17 protein-coding genes are annotated in these 18,565 nt (G+C 49.1%); 8 read left to right on the top strand and 9 right to left on the bottom strand.

Going from position 1 to position 18,565, the window contains the following annotated elements; genetic code table 11:
* Window positions 1–17 precede the first annotated feature (17 nt).
* The 7 genes from AC50YG_RS13570 to AC50YG_RS13540 all read right to left on the bottom strand — a co-directional run bounded on the left by AC50YG_RS13570 (window position 18) and on the right by AC50YG_RS13540 (window position 6,532).
* Window positions 18–779, bottom strand: a complete 762-nt coding sequence (locus AC50YG_RS13570) for a spermidine synthase (protein WP_494827779.1) — start codon at window positions 777–779, stop codon at window positions 18–20.
* Between the two features lie 108 nt (window positions 780–887).
* The gene (gene bioB / locus AC50YG_RS13565; RefSeq protein ID WP_494827778.1) at window positions 888–1,889 is read right to left on the bottom strand and encodes a biotin synthase BioB; all 1,002 of its coding nucleotides are present in this window, start codon (window positions 1,887–1,889) and stop codon (window positions 888–890) included.
* Window positions 1,890–2,146: 257 nt separating this feature from the next.
* Complete coding sequence (locus AC50YG_RS13560) at window positions 2,147–2,644, bottom strand: SRPBCC family protein (protein WP_494827419.1); 498 nt, start codon at window positions 2,642–2,644, stop codon at window positions 2,147–2,149.
* Entirely contained in the window at window positions 2,637–3,008 is a 372-nt protein-coding gene (locus AC50YG_RS13555; protein WP_494827777.1) for an ArsR/SmtB family transcription factor, read from the bottom strand. Before AC50YG_RS13555 ends, AC50YG_RS13560 begins: the two co-directional genes overlap by 8 nt.
* A gap of 549 nt (window positions 3,009–3,557) precedes the next feature.
* Window positions 3,558–5,048, bottom strand: coding sequence for a glycerol kinase GlpK (glpK, locus tag AC50YG_RS13550; protein ID WP_494827417.1), 1,491 nt, complete (start codon window positions 5,046–5,048; stop codon window positions 3,558–3,560).
* Between the two features lie 50 nt (window positions 5,049–5,098).
* Entirely contained in the window at window positions 5,099–5,641 is a 543-nt protein-coding gene (locus AC50YG_RS13545) for a glycerol-3-phosphate responsive antiterminator (RefSeq protein WP_494827416.1), read from the bottom strand.
* A gap of 243 nt (window positions 5,642–5,884) precedes the next feature.
* On the bottom strand, window positions 5,885–6,532 hold the full coding sequence (locus AC50YG_RS13540; protein WP_494827415.1) for a hypothetical protein: 648 nt from the start codon (window positions 6,530–6,532) through the stop codon (window positions 5,885–5,887).
* Window positions 6,533–6,720: 188 nt separating this feature from the next.
* On the opposite strand from AC50YG_RS13540, the gene AC50YG_RS13535 reads away from it, so the two are divergent.
* The 8 genes from AC50YG_RS13535 to AC50YG_RS13500 all read left to right on the top strand — a co-directional run bounded on the left by AC50YG_RS13535 (window position 6,721) and on the right by AC50YG_RS13500 (window position 15,480).
* Complete coding sequence (locus AC50YG_RS13535; RefSeq protein ID WP_494827413.1) at window positions 6,721–7,317, top strand: RNA polymerase sigma factor; 597 nt, start codon at window positions 6,721–6,723, stop codon at window positions 7,315–7,317.
* Window positions 7,304–8,068: a hypothetical protein gene (locus AC50YG_RS13530; RefSeq protein WP_494827411.1), complete on the top strand. Its 765-nt coding sequence runs from the start codon at window positions 7,304–7,306 to the stop codon at window positions 8,066–8,068. The genes AC50YG_RS13535 and AC50YG_RS13530 overlap by 14 nt, the downstream gene beginning before the upstream one ends.
* Before the next feature lies 1 nt (window position 8,069).
* Window positions 8,070–8,951: an ABC transporter ATP-binding protein gene (locus AC50YG_RS13525; RefSeq protein ID WP_494827409.1), complete on the top strand. Its 882-nt coding sequence runs from the start codon at window positions 8,070–8,072 to the stop codon at window positions 8,949–8,951.
* On the top strand, window positions 8,948–10,237 hold the full coding sequence (locus AC50YG_RS13520) for a hypothetical protein (RefSeq protein ID WP_494827407.1): 1,290 nt from the start codon (window positions 8,948–8,950) through the stop codon (window positions 10,235–10,237). Before AC50YG_RS13525 ends, AC50YG_RS13520 begins: the two co-directional genes overlap by 4 nt.
* 35 nt (window positions 10,238–10,272) lie before the next feature.
* Window positions 10,273–11,406: a hypothetical protein gene (locus AC50YG_RS13515; RefSeq protein WP_494827405.1), complete on the top strand. Its 1,134-nt coding sequence runs from the start codon at window positions 10,273–10,275 to the stop codon at window positions 11,404–11,406.
* 282 nt (window positions 11,407–11,688) lie between these two features.
* The gene (locus tag AC50YG_RS13510) at window positions 11,689–13,092 is read left to right on the top strand and encodes a discoidin domain-containing protein (RefSeq protein WP_494827404.1); all 1,404 of its coding nucleotides are present in this window, start codon (window positions 11,689–11,691) and stop codon (window positions 13,090–13,092) included.
* A 206-nt stretch (window positions 13,093–13,298) separates the two neighbouring features.
* Window positions 13,299–14,108 carry an alpha/beta fold hydrolase gene (locus AC50YG_RS13505; RefSeq protein ID WP_494827403.1) on the top strand — a complete coding sequence of 270 codons (810 nt, stop codon included), beginning with the start codon at window positions 13,299–13,301 and terminating at the stop codon, window positions 14,106–14,108.
* A gap of 217 nt (window positions 14,109–14,325) precedes the next feature.
* Complete coding sequence (locus tag AC50YG_RS13500) at window positions 14,326–15,480, top strand: PQQ-dependent sugar dehydrogenase (protein WP_494827402.1); 1,155 nt, start codon at window positions 14,326–14,328, stop codon at window positions 15,478–15,480.
* Window positions 15,481–15,653: 173 nt separating this feature from the next.
* Here the strand turns inward: AC50YG_RS13500 and AC50YG_RS13495 are convergent, their stop codons facing one another.
* Entirely contained in the window at window positions 15,654–17,336 is a 1,683-nt protein-coding gene (locus AC50YG_RS13495; protein WP_494827401.1) for a DUF8769 domain-containing protein, read from the bottom strand.
* Between the two features lie 54 nt (window positions 17,337–17,390).
* On the bottom strand, window positions 17,391–18,554 hold the full coding sequence (locus AC50YG_RS13490; protein WP_494827400.1) for an MFS transporter: 1,164 nt from the start codon (window positions 18,552–18,554) through the stop codon (window positions 17,391–17,393).
* Window positions 18,555–18,565 lie beyond the last annotated feature (11 nt).

The raw sequence follows: 18,565 nt of genomic DNA, 5'->3' as shown, positions 1-18,565 counted from the left end.
AATATGTGGCTGCCGCCTTAATCACGAATAATATAGCCTTGACCAGGCTCAAGCTCCACGAATCCAGCCATGTGGCGAGCTTGAAAGACGATGGGCCGGCTGCTGCCTATTATGACGATATTTTGCAAGTCAGCTGCTCCACCCGTTGGCAAAATAAAAGCTTTAGTATAATCAAACAGCTCACCCAGCGTAGTTATAGTGGCATGTATTTGCCCATCTCGCGCTCCCTTGCCCATCAGATTCAAAATCACTGAGCCTCCTTCACTCAGCTTCTGCTGAATCAAGGAAAAAAACTCCAACGACACAAGCCGCCGCGGTGTCCCCTCACGGGTGAAAGCATCCACAATGACGTAATCATAAGCACGATCCGCTTCGTCTTCAAGCAAAGCACGTCCATCCCCAATGAAGACATTATCCCGATCATAGTCAAAATACGTCCGACTCAGCTCCACGACCGTCTCATCAAGCTCAGCGACCTTGAACGTCTTCTCTACAAAGTAACTTGCTATGGTGCCAATACCATGCCCAATGAGAAAAACCTTATCGAAAGCTTGCTGATTGCTTTCCATTAAATGAATGATCGCCCGCGGATATTCGAACAATATACGCCTCGGGCGTTCCAGATCAAGTGCTCCCTGCGTTGCATCTCCGGCAAATTGCAGAACGCGAAAGCGTCCTTTTTCCCCATCCAACTCTGTCGTGTCGTAGACGGCTATTTCGTGATGAGCAGTATGCTCCTCAAACCAAACGCGTTCTATTTTAGTTCCTGAATGATCCATATCATTATGTTCTTCCATTTCCCTTCTGAGCTTCATTTGCACCTCCAAAAATTCGACAATATTCTACGGATTCCTTTTTAAAGCTTAGAAGACTGGGGCAACCCTTAATTATAATGCGTTTCGTTCAATTTCAAAGCCCATATCTTCAATCATCTGATGATCAGCAGTGATATCTTGTCCCCCTGTCGTCAAGTAATCGCCCACAAACAGCGAATTCGCGGCATATAGCGCTAAAGGCTGAAGCGATCGCAAGCTGCGCTCTCGTCCCCCGGCGACGCGAATTTCCCGAGACGGGCAAATGAAACGAAACAGGGCCAGCACCTTTAAAGCCTGCAGCGGCGATACGCAGCCCGCATCTGCAAGCGGCGTACCTTTTATCGCATGAAGAAAGTTAATGGGGATGGAGTCTGCCTCAAGCTCGCGGAGGGCGAATGCCATTTCAACTATTTCCTCGTTTGTTTCCCCCATTCCGATAATCACGCCAGAGCACGGCGAGAGACCGTGGACTTTAGCGGTTTGTATCGTATGTACACGCTGCTCATAAGTATGTGTCGTTGTAATGGAAGGATAATGCTTCGGGCTCGTATTCAAATTATGATTATATCGATGAACGCCTGCATCAGCTAAACGCTTCGCGTGCTCCTCTTTCAGCAGCCCGAGACAGGCACAAATTTTCAGTGGCATCGTCGCGCGAATTTCCCGCACCGCTTCCACCACTTGGCTGAGCTCCTTGTCTGTTGGTCCCCGGCCTGCTGCAACGATGCAGTAGGTTCCCGCCTTGCGGGCCAATGCTTCGCGTGCGCCAGCTAGCAGCGTCGTTTTATCAAGCAAGGTGTATTTGGGAATGGAAGCAGTTGACACAATCGATTGCGAGCAGTAGCCGCAGTCTTCGGGACAGAGTCCGCTTTTCGCATTAATGAGCATATTAAGCTTTACCTTCCTGCCAAAAAAATGCTGCCTCACCCGAAATGCCGCCTGCAAAAGAGGCAGCAGCTCCTCCTGCTGCGCCTCAAGAATAGACCGCCCCTCCGCTAACGTTAGTCGTTCCCCAGCAAGCGCTTTTTGCGCCATTGCCTCCCACATACTCCAACTAAGGTGCTGCTCTATCATCATACAACCTGCCTCCCACTTAATAAAAAACTACTCCGCGTTTATCCGTACATAGTCCTTTTATTTTAAGCTCATTTAATTGTTAACCTCAAAAAATAATTTTAAGTTAACAATTAACCCTTGTTATTTTAGCAAAACATGCCTCCTCTGTAAAGATCGACTTCATTCCTTGTCTGAGCAATGCATAACAAAAAGACTATCCCCTTTACAGTTTGCACTGCGAAAGAAATAGCCTTCGGGTGTTTTTTTAATAGGACTTAGCCTGCCTGAACCTCTTTCAAATAAGCTTCAAGCTGGTCGAATGTTCCGCCAAAGCCTTGTCTCATGGAATCGAACATGCCAATGAAAAATTGGTGTTCTTCCTCCGTCGCATTAACCGGTCCTCCGCGCAAGGTGAGAATCGTTTTGCCATCCTGCTCGGTGAACGTTAACGTATTGGAAATTTCAATCGGGAACGTTTCGCTGAAAGGGGCACGTACGGCATTGCCATCCTTGTCCGAAAAAGAGTTAACGAAAACAATTTTTTCCGGCTCTACAATTTCTGCAAACACGAATCTACCCCACATTTCAGCACCATCCGGCGCCGTCATCTTGTAATGGAACATGCCGCCCGGTCTAAAATCCAGCTTGGCATAGCTAATTTCAAGCCCGGTTGGTCCCCACCATTTTTTCAAATGCTCTACCTCAGACCATACTTTAAATACAAGCTCGCGCGGCGCATGCAGTTCCCTTGTAATTTCCAATTGCTCACTCATGTTCATCCTCCGTCTTTAGCTTAGTCATCGGCTGCTGTGCTTGTGCTGCCTCTTGCTTCTGAAGCTCCTTCAAATAAGCTTCCAAATTGTCGAAGCGCTGCTCCCACATGCTGCGGAACGTCTCCGACCATTCATTCAATTGCTGTAAAGACTGCGGCCGCAGCTTGTAAATTCGCTTATTGGCAGCCGGCTGCACCTCCACCAGTCCCGCGTCGCTGAGCACGCGAAGATGCTTCGACGTCTGGGGCTGGTTCAGCTCCAGCTGCTGGGCAATAGCGCCTACGGGCAGCGGCCCGTCACGCAGAAGCTCCACAATACTAAGGCGGTTCGGCTCGGCTAAAGCGCTGAAGGTCATCGCTTTCATCATCATAAATCTACTCCAGACTTGTTATCCATTAAAGTATACTCCAAAAGGAATATTCCTGTAAATGCATATTTATTTCAATTTTAATTTTATATTCCTACCAGCTACTTCATTATAGCATGCCGAGCCGCCGCCGCACGCCTCATTTGCCGCTTCCGTTTTGAAGGCTTTACATAGGTTATCCCTTTAGCTCAGAAAAAATGAATGAGGCCGGTTGCTAAAACCATTAACACAATCACCCACATCTTCTCCAACTATAGGGAAGGGATTATTCGTGTGATTTTCAGGTGAACGTTCAGTCAAACATTAAGCCCATCCTTGCATGCATTTCGTTTCTGAGCTAAGGGGATAACAACGCAAAGCAAATAAAACGAGCAGGGCAAGAAGAAAGCGGCGGATCGCGTGTAAGGATAGACGAATCAACGGGCTCATGCCGCTCGCTATTCAAACTTGACGTCATTGCCGTCCTTTGCGGCGGCATTATCCTTTTGCACATAAAAAAACCGCAAAGCAGCCCATCACTGCCTTGCGGTTTCAAATAGCCTCGTCTTATTTAAACGCCCTTGCAGCGTTCACTGCTTTTTTCCAGCCGGTATAGAGCTTTTCTTTACGCTCTTCCTCCATAGACGGCTGGAAAGCCCGCTCCTTGTGCCACTGCTCCATAATTTCCTCGCGGCTGGTCCAGAAGCCTACGGCGAGTCCAGCTAAATAGGCTGCGCCAAGTGCCGTCGTTTCTGCATTAACCGGCCGTTCGACCGGAACGCCGAGAATATCGCTTTGGAACTGCATCAGGAAGTCATTTTTCACGGCTCCGCCATCGACGCGCAGCGTTTTGAGCGTCAGCCCTGAATCAGCCTCCATTGCGGCAAGCACATCGCGCGCCTGATAAGCGAGCGCCTCCAGCGTCGCTCTAATAAAATGCTCCTTGGTCGTGCCGCGTGTCAGTCCGAATACCGCACCGCGCACGTCGCTATCCCAATAAGGCGTACCGAGTCCAACAAACGCTGGAACGACATAAACGCCTTCCGTTGAATCGACTCGTGCTGCGTACTGCTCGCTGTCCGTCGCATTTTGCAGCATACGAAGACCATCCCGCAGCCATTGAATAGCAGAGCCCGCAACAAAAATACTGCCCTCCAGTGCATATTCAACTTTTCCATCTATCCCCCAAGCGATGGTGGTCAGCAAGCCATGCTCGGAAACAACGGCTTTTTCCCCGGTGTTCATCAGCATGAAGCAGCCGGTTCCGTAAGTATTTTTAGCCATGCCTTCCTGATAGCAGGCTTGACCGAACAAGGCTGCTTGCTGGTCGCCTGCAATACCGGAGATCGGAATTTTACAGCCGAAGAAATGATATTCATCGGTATAGCCGTAAACTTCGGAGGAAGGACGTACCTCCGGAAGCATATTAGCTGGTATGGTGAGCAGCTCCAGCAGCTCTTCATCCCATTTTAGCTCGTTAATGTTATACATTAGTGTCCGTGATGCATTGGAATAATCCGTCACATGGACTTTGCGTCCAGACAGACGCCAGATCAGCCATGTATCAACCGTTCCAAACATAAGCTCGCCACGCTCAGCCTTCTCACGCGCACCCTCCACATGATCAAGAATCCATTTTACCTTCGTACCGGAAAAATAAGCATCAATAAGCAAGCCTGTCTTGCTGCGGAACAAAGGCTCGTGACCGCCCGCTTTAAGCTGCTCACAAATTTCTGCCGTTTGGCGTGATTGCCAGACGACTGCATTGTAAATCGGAACCCCTGTCTCGCGATCCCACACAATTGCCGTTTCACGCTGGTTCGTAATGCCGATTCCAGCAATCTGCTGTGTTTTAATGCCCGACTCAGACAGGCACGCGGCAATGACAGCCAAAATAGAGCCCCAAATTTCATTGGCATTGTGCTCGACCCAACCTGATTTTGGAAAATACTGCTTAAACTCCTGCTGGGCTGTATGAACCTTTTCTCCCTTTTTATTAAAAAGAATAGCTCGTGAGCTTGTCGTGCCTTGATCGAGCGCCAATATATATTTTTCCATTCGATTAAAACCTCCTGATTTACACGTTATGCCTAATCGTAATCATCGATTTATAATTTCCAAAGCGCCGCATTGCTGGATGAAACCGCGATGGCCCCGGAGCCGAACAAGGCGGGCAAATCCTCGCGCGTATGCACAAAGCCGCCCAAAATAATTTCCGTATTCGTCTCCTGCCTGATTTTGCCGACCATGGAGTGGGCGAAGCTTGGCAGCAGCTCGATGTAATCGGGCTTCACATGCGCCGCCGTATTAATAATCGTCTTGACCGAATGCGAATCAATGAGAAATCCGCGTTGGATCGCTGCCAGCTTATGTTTCTTGGCAAGCAGAAGGCTGGATGTTCTTGTGCTGATGACGCCATCAATCTTGATTGCCTTGGCCAAATAATGAATGGAGGCCTCATCGTCTTTAATGCCCTTGACCATATCCAGATGCAAAAACAGCTTTTTGCCCGCACTTCTCACCGCAGCCGCAATGCCCTGCAATTGTATAAGCTCGCCCTCGAGCAAAAATAAAATCTGCTGCGGCGAGGCCAGCGCCTGCTCTAATTCCTTGAAATTCCGAATCGCAGGAATAACCGTATTCGGCTGCATGCTTGTTCCCTCCAAACCTCGCAACCATTCACGGCTGCTAAAATCACTGCTTTGGCTGTAAGGCTGTAAACGATTTCAACGGCTATCAATTAAAAAAAGCCGACAGAAAGAATGTATACACCCCATATTCGGAATTTATATACTCAATCCAGCGGCTGTTCTCATTAGTCTCACAGCGAGTTTTATTTACTTGTCAGTGACGATTATAATATACTAAGGTCAAGCTGTAAACCCAATCATTCCTTAAGAAAGCTTAAGAAGGCCAAGCTCTTCCAGTTCCTCAAGCGCTTCCTCAGCGTCCCGCTGCGGATTCAGTCTGGCAATGAGTTCTTGTGTGATTTCGGCGCCTTCAAAAACCGCACGCACGGCTGCCAATTCCAGCTTCTCCTCGAAATAGTCCTGCGCCCATTCCTGATAGCTTTCAGGGGAATCGTACAAATAACCCAGCAGAAAATCTGCTCCATTTTCCCAACCCTCTGGCTGCTCATATTCGCTAGTATGCCACGCGGAATCGCCATTTTCCCGCCAAATGCAAAAGGTGACATCCTCATGGGTGAATGCCACATCCTGTATACGATGCAGCAGCGCTTCCGGCACCTCATTATAAATACCCGGCCAAGTACCGTATTCCTCCTGCGCATGCGGACTGTACGGGGATTCATGGTCAAAGCCTTTAATAATGGTCCCTTCCGGTGCAAAAACAACAAATACAACATCGCCCGAGCCATTGTTCAAGCTGCCCATCGTTTCATCATCCGACCATGTGGAATCATAGCGATGAACGCGAAGCCAGTCTTCCTCACACATAATCAAATCCAGCGCAGCGAGTATGCGCATCTGCTTCTCCAACTGCTCCGGTGCCGGCAACCGCGGCTTCTCCCATATTATCATTCGTATCTACCTCTTTCTCGGTGATCCTACTTAAGCTGTATATTTCCCATTATACAGCAAAAGCACCCAACGTACCGCCCGCTCCGAAATACGAATACTGGCAGCATTATTTCGATTGGGCTGGAAAAAGTTTTTTTCTGCCAAACTATTTTACGCTACACTACGAATATATACATAAGCGGCGAAAAATGACTGGCAACTTAACGTTTGAGGAAAAGAGAGGGCGCATGGAGACGGAAGCAGCATGGATTAAGCAAATTCAAAAGCAATCAAGCGAGGCGGCAGCAAATGCGCTGGTCCGCCATTATTACAAAGAAATGTACAGCTATGTGTATAGACAGACGACAAATAAACAGCTGTCCATGGATCTCACACAGGACATCTTTATCCATATGCTGCAGGCGATTGGACGCTATGATGGAGGCAAGGGGTCCTTCCGCTCATGGCTGTACAAGCTTGCAACGAACCGGATCGTCGACTATTACCGTTCGCGTTATTATCGCTACGATCAACGGACGACAGCGCTGGATGCAGAGCTCGCCGGGGATGAGGATTTCACACTGGAATTTGAGCAAAAAGAACAGGTCGAAGCCGTTTTGCAGCTTGTCAACGAGATGGATGCTGCCGCTCAGCATATTTTCCGGCTCAAATTTTTCGCCGGATATACGTTTGCCGACATTGCGCCGCTGCTGCATATGCCGGAGTCGACCGTCAAAACGAAATATTACGCTATGCTCAGAACGCTGAAATACAGGTTGGGAGACGATTACGATGAAAACCGATAAAAGGGAGCCGATTGAGCTGCCGAGCGAGCTGGAAATGGAGCAGCAAGTGAATAGGATTGTGGCACGCGGACTTGTGCCGAAGCAAACCTTTTTAGCCGATTTGCGCTTGATGCACGCTCGTCTTGGCTTTCGCTATATATTTCATGACTGGACGGAAATTGTCTTTGCGCTCGCTGCCGGCTCCCTGCTTATGCTATTCGCCCTATATGTGAAATCAAGCCATTCACAGGTCATGATTGAGGAGGTTTATGCAGCTATCTTTATGGGGTCGCCCATCCTCTATCTCCTTGTATCCACCCTCTTCTTCATCCGACCTAAGCATAGCGATACGTTTGAGACGGAAATGGTGTGCAAATACAATGTGTATCAGCTTGCTTCGCTGCGGATGCTGGCTTTTAGCATAATCTGTCTGGCGCTAAATGCAGCGCTCGTGCTTGCCGCTTCCGCTATGTTTCAGCAAATTCAATTGCTGTTTGCGCTGGCGCTGTCAGCCTCGTCGCTGTTTCTGTTTTCCGTTGTTTTTCTCTATATCGTTCTCCGCATTCGCTCGGACATGATGAAATATGTGCTGATTTCGCTCTGGTTCGCTGGCAATATCAGCTTGAAAGCTTTGTACAGCACAGGTTATATGCAGCTGCTTCAAACGATACCTGTCTCCGTTTATTTGCTATTAACAGCTGTCTGCGGGGCGTTATATATCAAAAGCCTAAACCAATTGCGAAAATTGCAAAACCCGGAAGGAGCGATTTAAAATGCTGACTGTACAGCAGGTTTCCAAACGCTTCGGCAGCTTTAGCGCGCTGGAGGACATTAATCTTGAATTTACGAATGGCGTATATGGGCTGCTTGCCCCGAATGGCGCTGGCAAAACAACGCTCATTAAGATGCTCGTCACGCTGCTGTTTCCAAGCGAAGGCGAAATTTTATACAACGGTGAAAATATTATAAAAGCGGATGAGCGCTATCGCGAGCAGCTCGGCTATCTTCCGCAGCAATTCGGCTATTACAAGCACTACAGCCCGCGCAACTATTTGCTGTATATCGCTGCCCTGAAAGGCATGCGCACAGCAGACGCCAAACCGCGAATTGCCGAGCTGCTGAAGCTCGTTGCGCTGGAGGATGTAATGGATAAAAAGATGCGCAAGTTTTCCGGTGGCATGATACAGCGCGTGGGCATTGCACAGGCGATGCTGAATGATCCGCGCATTCTCATCCTTGACGAGCCAACCGCGGGGCTTGATCCGAAGGAGCGCGTCCGTTTCCGCAATATGCTGGCGCAGCTGGCGCGCAATCGCATCGTCATTTTATCGACCCATATCGTCTCTGATGTGGAATCGATTGCCGATGAAATTATTATGATCAAGGACAAGCGTGTGCTGCACAAACGCCCGATCGCGGACATTTGCCGCTTGCTTGCGGGAATGGTATACGAAACGACTGTCGATTATGAGGAAGCTGATCACTTTCGCGGCAAATATTTGTCCATCTCGGAGCGACAGGAGCAAGGAAGGCTAAAAATCCGTTTTATCAGCAGCGGCGAGCCGCAGCCGGATTGGACGATAGCTATTCCCCATTTGGAGGACGTGTTTATTTATATTTACCAGGATGAGGCGCAGGCGGATGAAACGCCATGAGGTCAGTCATCTGGCGATATGAGCTAAGAAAAGCGCTGCTGTCCCCCGTCCTTTTAGCGCTGCTAGCTCTCTTCATCGCATTCAATTTGCTGCTCATTGTCCAGCAGCTTCATAAACGACCAGATATGACCGTGTTGAATGCAATGGTAGAGCAGTTCGGCGTACAGATAACCGATCAGATGCAGGCCAAGCTTGAGCGTTTTGATCAGTCGCAGCTCGCGGAAATGAACGCGCTGACCAAGGAACGTGCGGGAAAAATATATGCACAGGCCGATGATTTCTTCATCTATGATAATTTCAACGAGGTCGTTTATGAGCAGCCGGGCCTATTTCTGGAGCAGGAAATTGCCCGCTTTCATCGGCTGAGCCTTGTTCAGCATTATGCTGCGAGAATGCAGAGCATCAATGAAGCCTATGCCAAGCTGGATACGAGCCAGTTGGCTGAAGGCCAAATTCAATTGTACGGCCTTAGCGGGCAAGCTGCTGATGCCTTGATAGCGCGATATGCCAAGATGGACACACGGCTGCAGCAGCTCGAGGCAAGCGGCGAACATAAGCATTTATTTTTCGATGGCCAGGTGTATGGCACGCATTCTATGCTGTTTAAAAGCCTGTTTCGAACGCTGCTGTTCGAGCTTATGATTATAGCGGTGCTCCTTTCCGTCTTTTTGAGTAAAAATGAATTTGAGCAGCATACGCATTTATTGTTTTATGCAACCAAGCATGGGCGAAAGCTGCAATTGGACAAGCTGCTTGCCGCACTTGCTTCTACAGCAGTATTCACAACTATAGTGGTTGGGGTTACCCTTTCCGCCTACTTTCTCACATTCAGCTACAAGGGACTGTGGGAGGTGCCGATCAGCAGCTTTTTCACCTGGGAGCCCGGCATGCTCTTTCCGTTTCTGACCTGGCGCAATCTTACGTTCGGCGAGTATTTTGGCTGCGCTGTAGCACTTATATATGGGCTTCAGCTGATTTTCGCTGCCTTGGCCTTTGTACTCGGCTCTTTTATCCGCAGCAGCTACCTTGTATATGGAAGCTTTGCCGTGCTATTCGGCAGTCTGCTGCTGCTAGGAAGAGTCGTACCGACGAGCTCGGAGCTGCTATTTTATGCGAGCTTTACTCCCTTTCAACTCATATTAAATCCACATATATGGTTCACAGCAGGCGGTGCGTTCAATATGATCCGGGATTGGGAATGGATGACAGCCGGCGGCTGGGCCGCCATGCTTGCTGCCCTCTGCTGCATATGCCTGAAGCAATTTAAACGCCAAAATATTCATTAATCGGAGGTGCAGCTGTGAGGATCATCCTTCACGAGATGAAAAAGCTTTTTAGCCTGAAAATGATCGTTTTAGTTGGTGTGCTGAATGTCCTTTTTTATTTGATGTACATCCAGTTTTTCTTTGAATATTTCCCGAACGGCAGGCCCGATAAAGATACGTATAAAGTTGTCATTGAGATGCAGCAGCAATATGGGCTGGAGCTTGATGAAGCGGAGTTCGATCAGTTCAAGCTGAGCTATCGCGAAAGGGTTCAGGAAGCCGAGCAGCTTATGCTTAATGACCCACAGTTTAAGAAGGTCGGCATTTTTTCTTATGAGGCTTTTCGTGAAATGGACGTGTTCAGCGGGAATAAGGAATGGGATAAATTGAACAGCTACGCCATGTTCAACCCCGGCATCGATTTGTTCTGGGAGCTGCAAGGCAGAGCGTATTTAATCGAGCAATATGAACGCAGGCTGGAGCGACCTTATGCAAATCTTTCAAATGAGGATGCGGCGACTCTACAGCGGATGGATGAAATGGTGGCGTCTGGCACGCTGAATACGATTTTCCCATCGATGATTTATGGCAATTTTAAAAATGTGATGTTTTATGTTTATGCCATAAGCATAATCAGCATTTTGCTAATCGTATCTCCGATTTTTTTGCGCGATAGACGCAGCCGGGTCGTTCATCTCCAGCACGCCTCGCGTATCGGACGCAGCCTGTTCCGCAGCAAGCTAATTGCGGCACTACTGTCCGCTGTGCTCATTATTTCGATACAGCTTGGCAGCTTCTCTCTATTGTACAGTCAGCAGCCAGGCATTGATTTGTTTTACGACGCGCCCATTAACTCCGCCTTTAATTTTCCCTACTTCTGGTATGATCTTACGTTTGTCCAGTTTATCATGCTTACGGTCGCGATCCTTTATGTTCTTGGCTTAATTACAGCGCTGGCGGCAGCTTTCTTCTCCAGCATCTCTGCGAATTATATGGCACTCGTTGCGCTGCAAATCCCTTATATTTACCTCATTACGCAACCACTTTCCCGCGTGCTGATTGAGGAGCTCATTATGTTGTATAGACCAAAATACGTACAGCCACTCGCTTATGGGTTGTTTTTCGCCATCGTCGCTTGCTTGCTCGCGTACCGGTGGCATCGGGAACGAAAAGGAGATTTGCTCCTATAATACATGTTTTAAGGATCGAACAGCAACAAAGGCTTGGCTCCTGTCTTCCAGGAAGCCAAGCCTTTTATTATTTCCGCTAGGAGCACCATTCGACAGTTATCCACAATTTCCAGCAGCAATTTACAAAATAATACTTTCCCATTTTTTTAATCTATTGTAAAATGATAGACGAAATGATATTTTCCTAGATGTATCCATAATTTCAAAATCAAAGTATACGAGGGGAGGAGGATCAACTAGCGTTTTAAAGCAAATCTAATTTCAGAATATGGAGGAATACAAATGTTTAAGAAAACCAGCCTCACCTTGACTTCCTTCTTGCTCTCAACTTCCCTGCTTGCAAGCAGCCTTACAGTCACAGCAGGCGCAGCCTCAGCAGCTCCAACGATTACGCCAGCGGTCGCTTATCAGGCTTCAGCTACCACAGTCAGCAGCATTACGCTTGCCGACATGCCTGCCAATCTCAAAAGCTCCATTGAATGGGTATGGACCAATCGCATGATAACAGAAGGCTCGACGACTCGCAAAAACTTGATTTTCGATCAAATATTTGCTGGAAAAGGCACGATTAATTACGTTGTGCGCTGGCAATCGGGCAAAAACTTGACACTCCAGCAGCGCAAGGACCTTGCCGCCATGCTGCAGCGCCAGATGAATAACTGGACGAAGCATTTGAAAGATTATGACGGCTGGCCATACGGAGACATTCAAGTGAAAATCGTTGGCTGGGCCGTAGCCAATTCCGCACAAATTTTAGACAAGCAAGCAGATGAAATCATCTATACAGACTATATAACGGACCAACTGAGCACCTCTAATCCTGCTATTCCATCGAAGCTTCCTGTCGCACCGAGCGCTTTGTCGCGCTTTGATCATTTTACGAACCCCAACTATGCTTATCCGGGCGGACTCGACAAGCGCTTTGACATGTATTTGTGGGCAACGTCAGGCTTTGGCGGCGGAGCAGGCGGCGATTGGGGACAGCGTATGTCCGACGATTACATTTTGAGCACGGTTAACTCCAATGAAATTCAAATTACAGAGCATGAAATCGGCCATGGCTTCGGTTTAACCGACTTTTATGAAGCGAATGAGCGTCCTCCAGGCGGCTTCCCAGTGCCAACGATTATGTGGGCAGGAAATTCACCAACGATTACGAGCTGGGACATTTGGATGCTGCGATATACGTGGAGCCAAATTAAAAAGGATGCTTCCCGCTTCCCGGCTACGACCGATAATGGCAATACGAATTTGAGCAATATTGCGCTAAACGCGTCCGTTACGTCCTCTTATGTGTCTCCTTGGGAAAGCATTAGTGCGCTAAATGACGGCTTTGATCCCATTCATTCCAACGACCGCAACCATGCTGTTTATGGAAACTGGCCGGAAACGGGTACGCAATGGGTCCAATATACATTTAATAAAAGCTACACTGTTACACAATCCGATGTTTACTGGTTCAAGGACAATGGCGGCATCGACGTGCCAAGCTCTTATAAAATCAAATATTGGACTGGCAGCGCCTGGGTTGACGTCCAAAACGCCGTCGGCCTTGGAACGAGCATCAATCAATATAACACAACAACGTTTACTCCTGTAACAACGACATCGCTGCGAATCGAAATGGTATCTAAAAACCCGGCATCCACCGGCATTTTAGAGTGGAAGGTCAAAGCTTCCAGCTAGCATTATACACTGCATACTAAGCAAAACAGCATTAGCATAAAAGGAACGCCAAAGGAGACTATCCTCCTTTCGGGGTTCTTTTTTACCTTCTATAATCGTTGTCTTCTAAAAAAGCTGCTAACCTCCCCTCCATCTTGCATGCTATTGACATGACGGCTTAATCGATCGAATATACTGATAAGCATCCTAATGTGGAGGCCTATTCAATGAACGAGTTCCTAGTAATTGACCGTCGCCTGCGGTATCGCAATAGCAGCATTTTTTATAAATGCATGCCCAACCCCGGCAAACAAACGCTGCTGTTTCTCCATCCAGCCTTCGCGGATCATCGGGTCTTTTGCAGGCAGATAAGCTATTTCAATTCCGGCTACCAGGTGATAGCTGTTGATATGCCAGGGCATGGACGCAGCCAAGTTCAAGGCACCAAAGTGACGTTAAAAGACATGCCGCACATTGTAGCTGGGATTTTAGCTAAGCATAACATTGCCGCCTGCCATGTGGTCGGCGTTTCCCTCGGCTCACTAGCAGCCCAAGCTTTCGCAGAACGTTATAACGAGAGGGTGCATTCTGTTACAATCGTCGGAGGCTACTCCATTCATTGCGAACATGCAGAAATTTGGAAGGAGCAGAAGCGTGAGGGGCTGCGTTGGCTGTTTTATTTTTTATTTTCCATGGGGCGGTTTCGCCGCCATGTGACTAGCTTTTCCTGTGCCAGCAGCTATGGCCGGGAAATATTTGCCCGAGGCGCGAAGCTGTTTAATCGGCGCTCTTTCGCAGCGATGACGGGTCTAGGCGATTTTTTCACGAAGAAAGAGTCGCCCGTACCCTACCAAATGCTAATCGTATACGGGGATAAAGATTTGAAGGTGCTTTTGGATAACGCACGCAATTGGCATATGGCAGAAACCCTTTCGCAGCTCGTGCTGCTGCCCGGTGCCGGCCATTGCGCCCAGCTTGATGCGCCAGAGTCGTTTAATCGCATATTGGAGCGTTTTATCACGTCTATATCGTGTTGAGCATGAGACTTTCCAGTGCTCATGCTGCAAAGAAATCAGCGAAGAAAGACTGCAACTATGCAACTTTCCATTACGTATAATTTGAAATATCCCCTTTGATGTTTCGGCGATGTGTCCGAGGCGTAATAATAGGTGATAGACCAAGGTGAAACGGCTGTCGCCGTCCTCTGGCGGAGCGGCTCGTTTCATTCAGAGAAATATAAGGGGGGAGCCTATTTTGAGCTTGAAACGAATATCGACTGTGCTTACGCTGAGCGTATGCATAGGATTGCTCACGGCCTGTGGGCAAAATGAAGATCCGGGGGCATTACCGCCCTCCACGACTGCATCACCAGAAGCGACGTCGGATACAGCTGCTACTGAGGCAACGGCTGCACCGGAATCAAACGCTGAATCAACAGTAGCGTATGAGGTTGTTGCAGAGGAGCTGCGAGCGCCATGGGTCATTGCGTTTTCCGGTGACGTTATTTACGTTAGTGAGCGGGAAGGCAATGTCGTCCAAATCGATGGCGAGCAAAAAACGAGACAAACCGTTAATTTGACTAAATCGGTTCAGGGGGGCGGCGAGAGCGGATTTCTGGGCTTCTTGCTTGCGCCGGATTTCGAACAGTCGCAGCAGGCCTATGCTTACCATACTTACGAGGAAGATGGAGAAATGCTTAACCGCGTCGTGCAGCTGAAGTATACGGGCGAGAGCTGGGATGAGACACATGCATTACTGGAGGGTATTCCAGGCGCTTATAATCATGATGGCGGCAGAATGGCCTATGGACCGGACAAGCTGCTGTATATTACGACAGGCGATGCTCAGCAGCCTGAGCTATCACAGGATAAAGGCAGTCTGGCAGGCAAAATACTGCGCATGACGCTCGATGGCAAAGTACCGGCAGTCAATCCATTCCCGGACTCTTACGTTTATTCGTATGGGCACCGCAATCCGCAGGGACTGGCCTGGACAGATAAAGGCGTCATGCTTGTTACGGAGCATGGCCCATCGGGCTCGCCTGGTGGACATGATGAAATTAACGTCATTGAGCCTGGCGGCAATTATGGATGGCCGAATGTATACGGCAATCAGACGGGGAGCGGTTTGATTCCGCCTGTCTATCATACCGGCGGGCCGGCTATCGCCCCTTCCGGTGCGGCAATCGACGACCAGAATCGGATGCTGATCGCTACGCTCGTGGGCAGTGCGCTGTATCGCTATGACCCGGCGACAAAGGATATGTCTGTCGTCTTTGATGGAGAGGGACGACTCCGCGATGTAAAGATGAAGAATGGCCTCGTATATGTCATCACCAATAATACCGATGGCAGAGGAAATCCTTCAAATACAGATGATCGCTTGCTGATCGTGAACGGAATTAAGTAAACGTACAGAGCTGCTTTTTGCTCGGGCGGAGAGAATAGCTGAAGTGACGCAGCAGAACTGGCAGCAATAACCCGCCGCTTGGCGGACGAAGCACAGTACCCCCGTTTCTAACTGAACGGGGGGGGGACTGTCCTTATTATAGAATTAGACTAAGACAAATTATTTAACTTCCGTTACATTCGGCTGAGCAAAAATTTCATCGTAGTAGGAGTAGCAGGAGCCGCTGTTGCATGCTTTGCTTGTGCCAAATAGATGATTTCCAGACGATTGTCAAAAGCTTGTACAACAGGAACCGGAGCATCCGCCTCCACTCCAAGCGTTAGCCCCGGCAGCATCCAGCGATTGGCTGAAATACCGCGCGCGTCTACCCCTTGCCCCGTAATTTCAAAATAAAATTCAATGTCGACGGCGGCGCTGCACTGAACCTCTATCTCAAGCTGGCGTTCGTTCACTGCCGCTTCATAATAGACACCTCGCAAATGGGTGTTCCAATGCTTGCCAACTTCGCGCCGAATGAGCCGGAGATCGTATTTATGCCCATCGGCCGTTTTCCAATGAATCGTAGCGGGATGCAACTGGCCGTTCGTATTTTTGCTGCCTGACATGGCACCCATCATGATCTCTTTCTCAATCCAGGCTCTCGCTGTACATAAATTTGTATTTACATCCGGCTGATCCCGCTCACACAACTCCCGGAACGACTGCTCCACAAGCCGGTCGCGCTGATGCTCGGCAAGGTGTGGAAGCCATTCCTTCGGCACGTCTACGCCGACAAGGGCGATCATAATATCATGCTCCGTCTCGCAATTTATCGCGGTAAAATGCTCATAGCCTTTGCCGAGTGCCAAATACAGCATAACGCCCAGCGAGCTGTGGGCGGTCATTTCCATTTCGTAGGCACGGGCAAACGGGCCGGAAAGATTTTCGATATAAGGATTATAAAAGTCGGCGATGTTGGACCAAAGTCCCTTCTCCATTGCATGGCCAAGCTGCTGGAAGGCTGCCGTCTTGCCATATTGCCGCCATAAACCAAGCACTGTCAGATCGACGCCGTAATAGGTTGTCGTATTGAATTCGGATAGGGAGCCAAACTCCGCATAACGGGCGTGAAGCTTCTCCGCCTCGCGGTCGGCATGCTCCATCCAATCGCTGCGCTGCAAGCGCGTTCCGTAGTAATGGGTAATAAACGTATGCATCAGCTCAATATTGGAATTCATCGGAACGACATCCGACAATCGGCGCTCAATAGAGCCGGTAACGGCCTTGATCATTGACTGCTCCATGCGCCCAAGCAGCGGCTGCGGCAGCTTGCCTTCGAAATGCTCCAGGATGACCGCAAAAATACAGCTGATGAACTCCCGCCAGTTCGGATCGTAGCTTTTCCAGACAGGAGGCAGCACTTCATCTATAGCCGTCACAAGCCGGTCCGTCCATTCCTTCTTCGCTTGCTCGCCTTCTATGCCGCTTACCAAGCGCTGCGTTATTTTTTCAAAGGTTTGCGCCAAAAAATAAGCATGGCCCGGCCCTAAGCTTTTCCAAGGATAGTTGCCGGCTGGCGGGTCGATCGACTGCAGGGCGCTTTTGAAGGTGCCATGGTAAATTTCATCTGGCGCATCAAGCTGCAAATCGATAATTTTATGGAGCACTTCGCAAGCCCGCTCTACGTCGCCCGGCTCGCCTCGCAGCAGCAGTCCAAGCGCGTAATGTCCGCTACCCCTCGTGCCATGCTTGCCGAACTCCTCGCTGTCGCCAATCAGCTTAGCCTTCTCATCATACTTTGCATCCATATATGCCAGCGCTTGATCGACCAAATAACGGCGCTCCTCCGACAACTGGCTCCACTCATTCAATGCCATGCCCTTTCTCCCCCTAGAAGTTCCGCCATTTACTGCCCTGCTTCCATACCTAAATTAATGCCCAGGCACAGAACGGCTTCTTTTATTCACGCCATATAACAGCAACAAGCCCATTATAGCACTGACCGTGCATGCCAGATACATCAATTGTGCGCCACCCGCATTGTACAAAAATCCATTAAGCAGGTTGCCAATAATGCCTCCCAGCCCGACAAAAACCATATTAAATACACTTTGTCCGGTTGCCTGCATTTCCTTGCCCGACACGTTCGCTACATACTCGACCGCTGCGACATAAAAGAGTCCGAACGACAGACCATGCAACGCTTGGATGCCGATCATGACAGGCGGGTACGGAAACAGCCATTGGACAGCCCAGCGCAGAGCATAAGCAAAAGCGGCAATGACGAGCGTTCGTTCCCTGCCAAGCTTGGCAATAATTTTAGCGGCAAGCAGCATCGAGGGCACATTGGTCATGGAAGCAAGCAGCAGCGCAAAGCCAACCATGGAGAAGCTTCCACCCGCCTCCTGAAAGGAAAGCACAAAAAAGGAATTGTAGGCGGTCAGCGTTTGATTGACAAAAAAGCAGGCCACGAGAAACCAGAGGAAATTGCGATTGCTGAGCATTTTTTTGAACCCTTCGGTCAAGCTCACCGTCGTTCGATAACTATCCGACTTATTCGAAAGCGTCAGCACCATTGCCACTCCAGCCGAACTGAATATAAAAAACGGCAGCCATAGCTGAGTAATGTGAAAAAAAGATAAATACAAGCCGCCCGCATAACCGCCAAGCGCCGTTCCTAAACTCCCGAGGCTGCGAATCGTGCCATAGGAGGTGTGTCCTTCGCGGGCAGCGGTAACGGCATAGGAATCGGCAATCGGGCTTTGCGTCACGCTGAAAATAATCGACGTTGTATACACGATGACGAGCAGCGCAAATAGTTGAACATTGTAAAAGTAAGCAAGCACAGCGGGCACGCCGATGCTGCATATGAGTACCAGCTTTGTCTGGCGGTAACGGTCCACCATATAGCCCCAGAACGGCTGAACGATGATGGACAGCAGCGTGCCAAGCGACATCATCATGCCTACCTGACCCGCCGACATGCCTTGATGAACGAGCAGCGTCGTTAAATAAGGGTTGAACAAACCACCAGCGAGCCCTGTAAACAAGTACAAGGCTCGCAGCTTTAGCAGCATTTTTTTCGCGTCATTCATGATGAGGTTGA

The sequence above is a fragment of the Paenibacillus sp. J31R34 genome, assembly GCF_059383715.1.
This window is presented reverse-complemented; position numbering and strand designations above follow the sequence as displayed.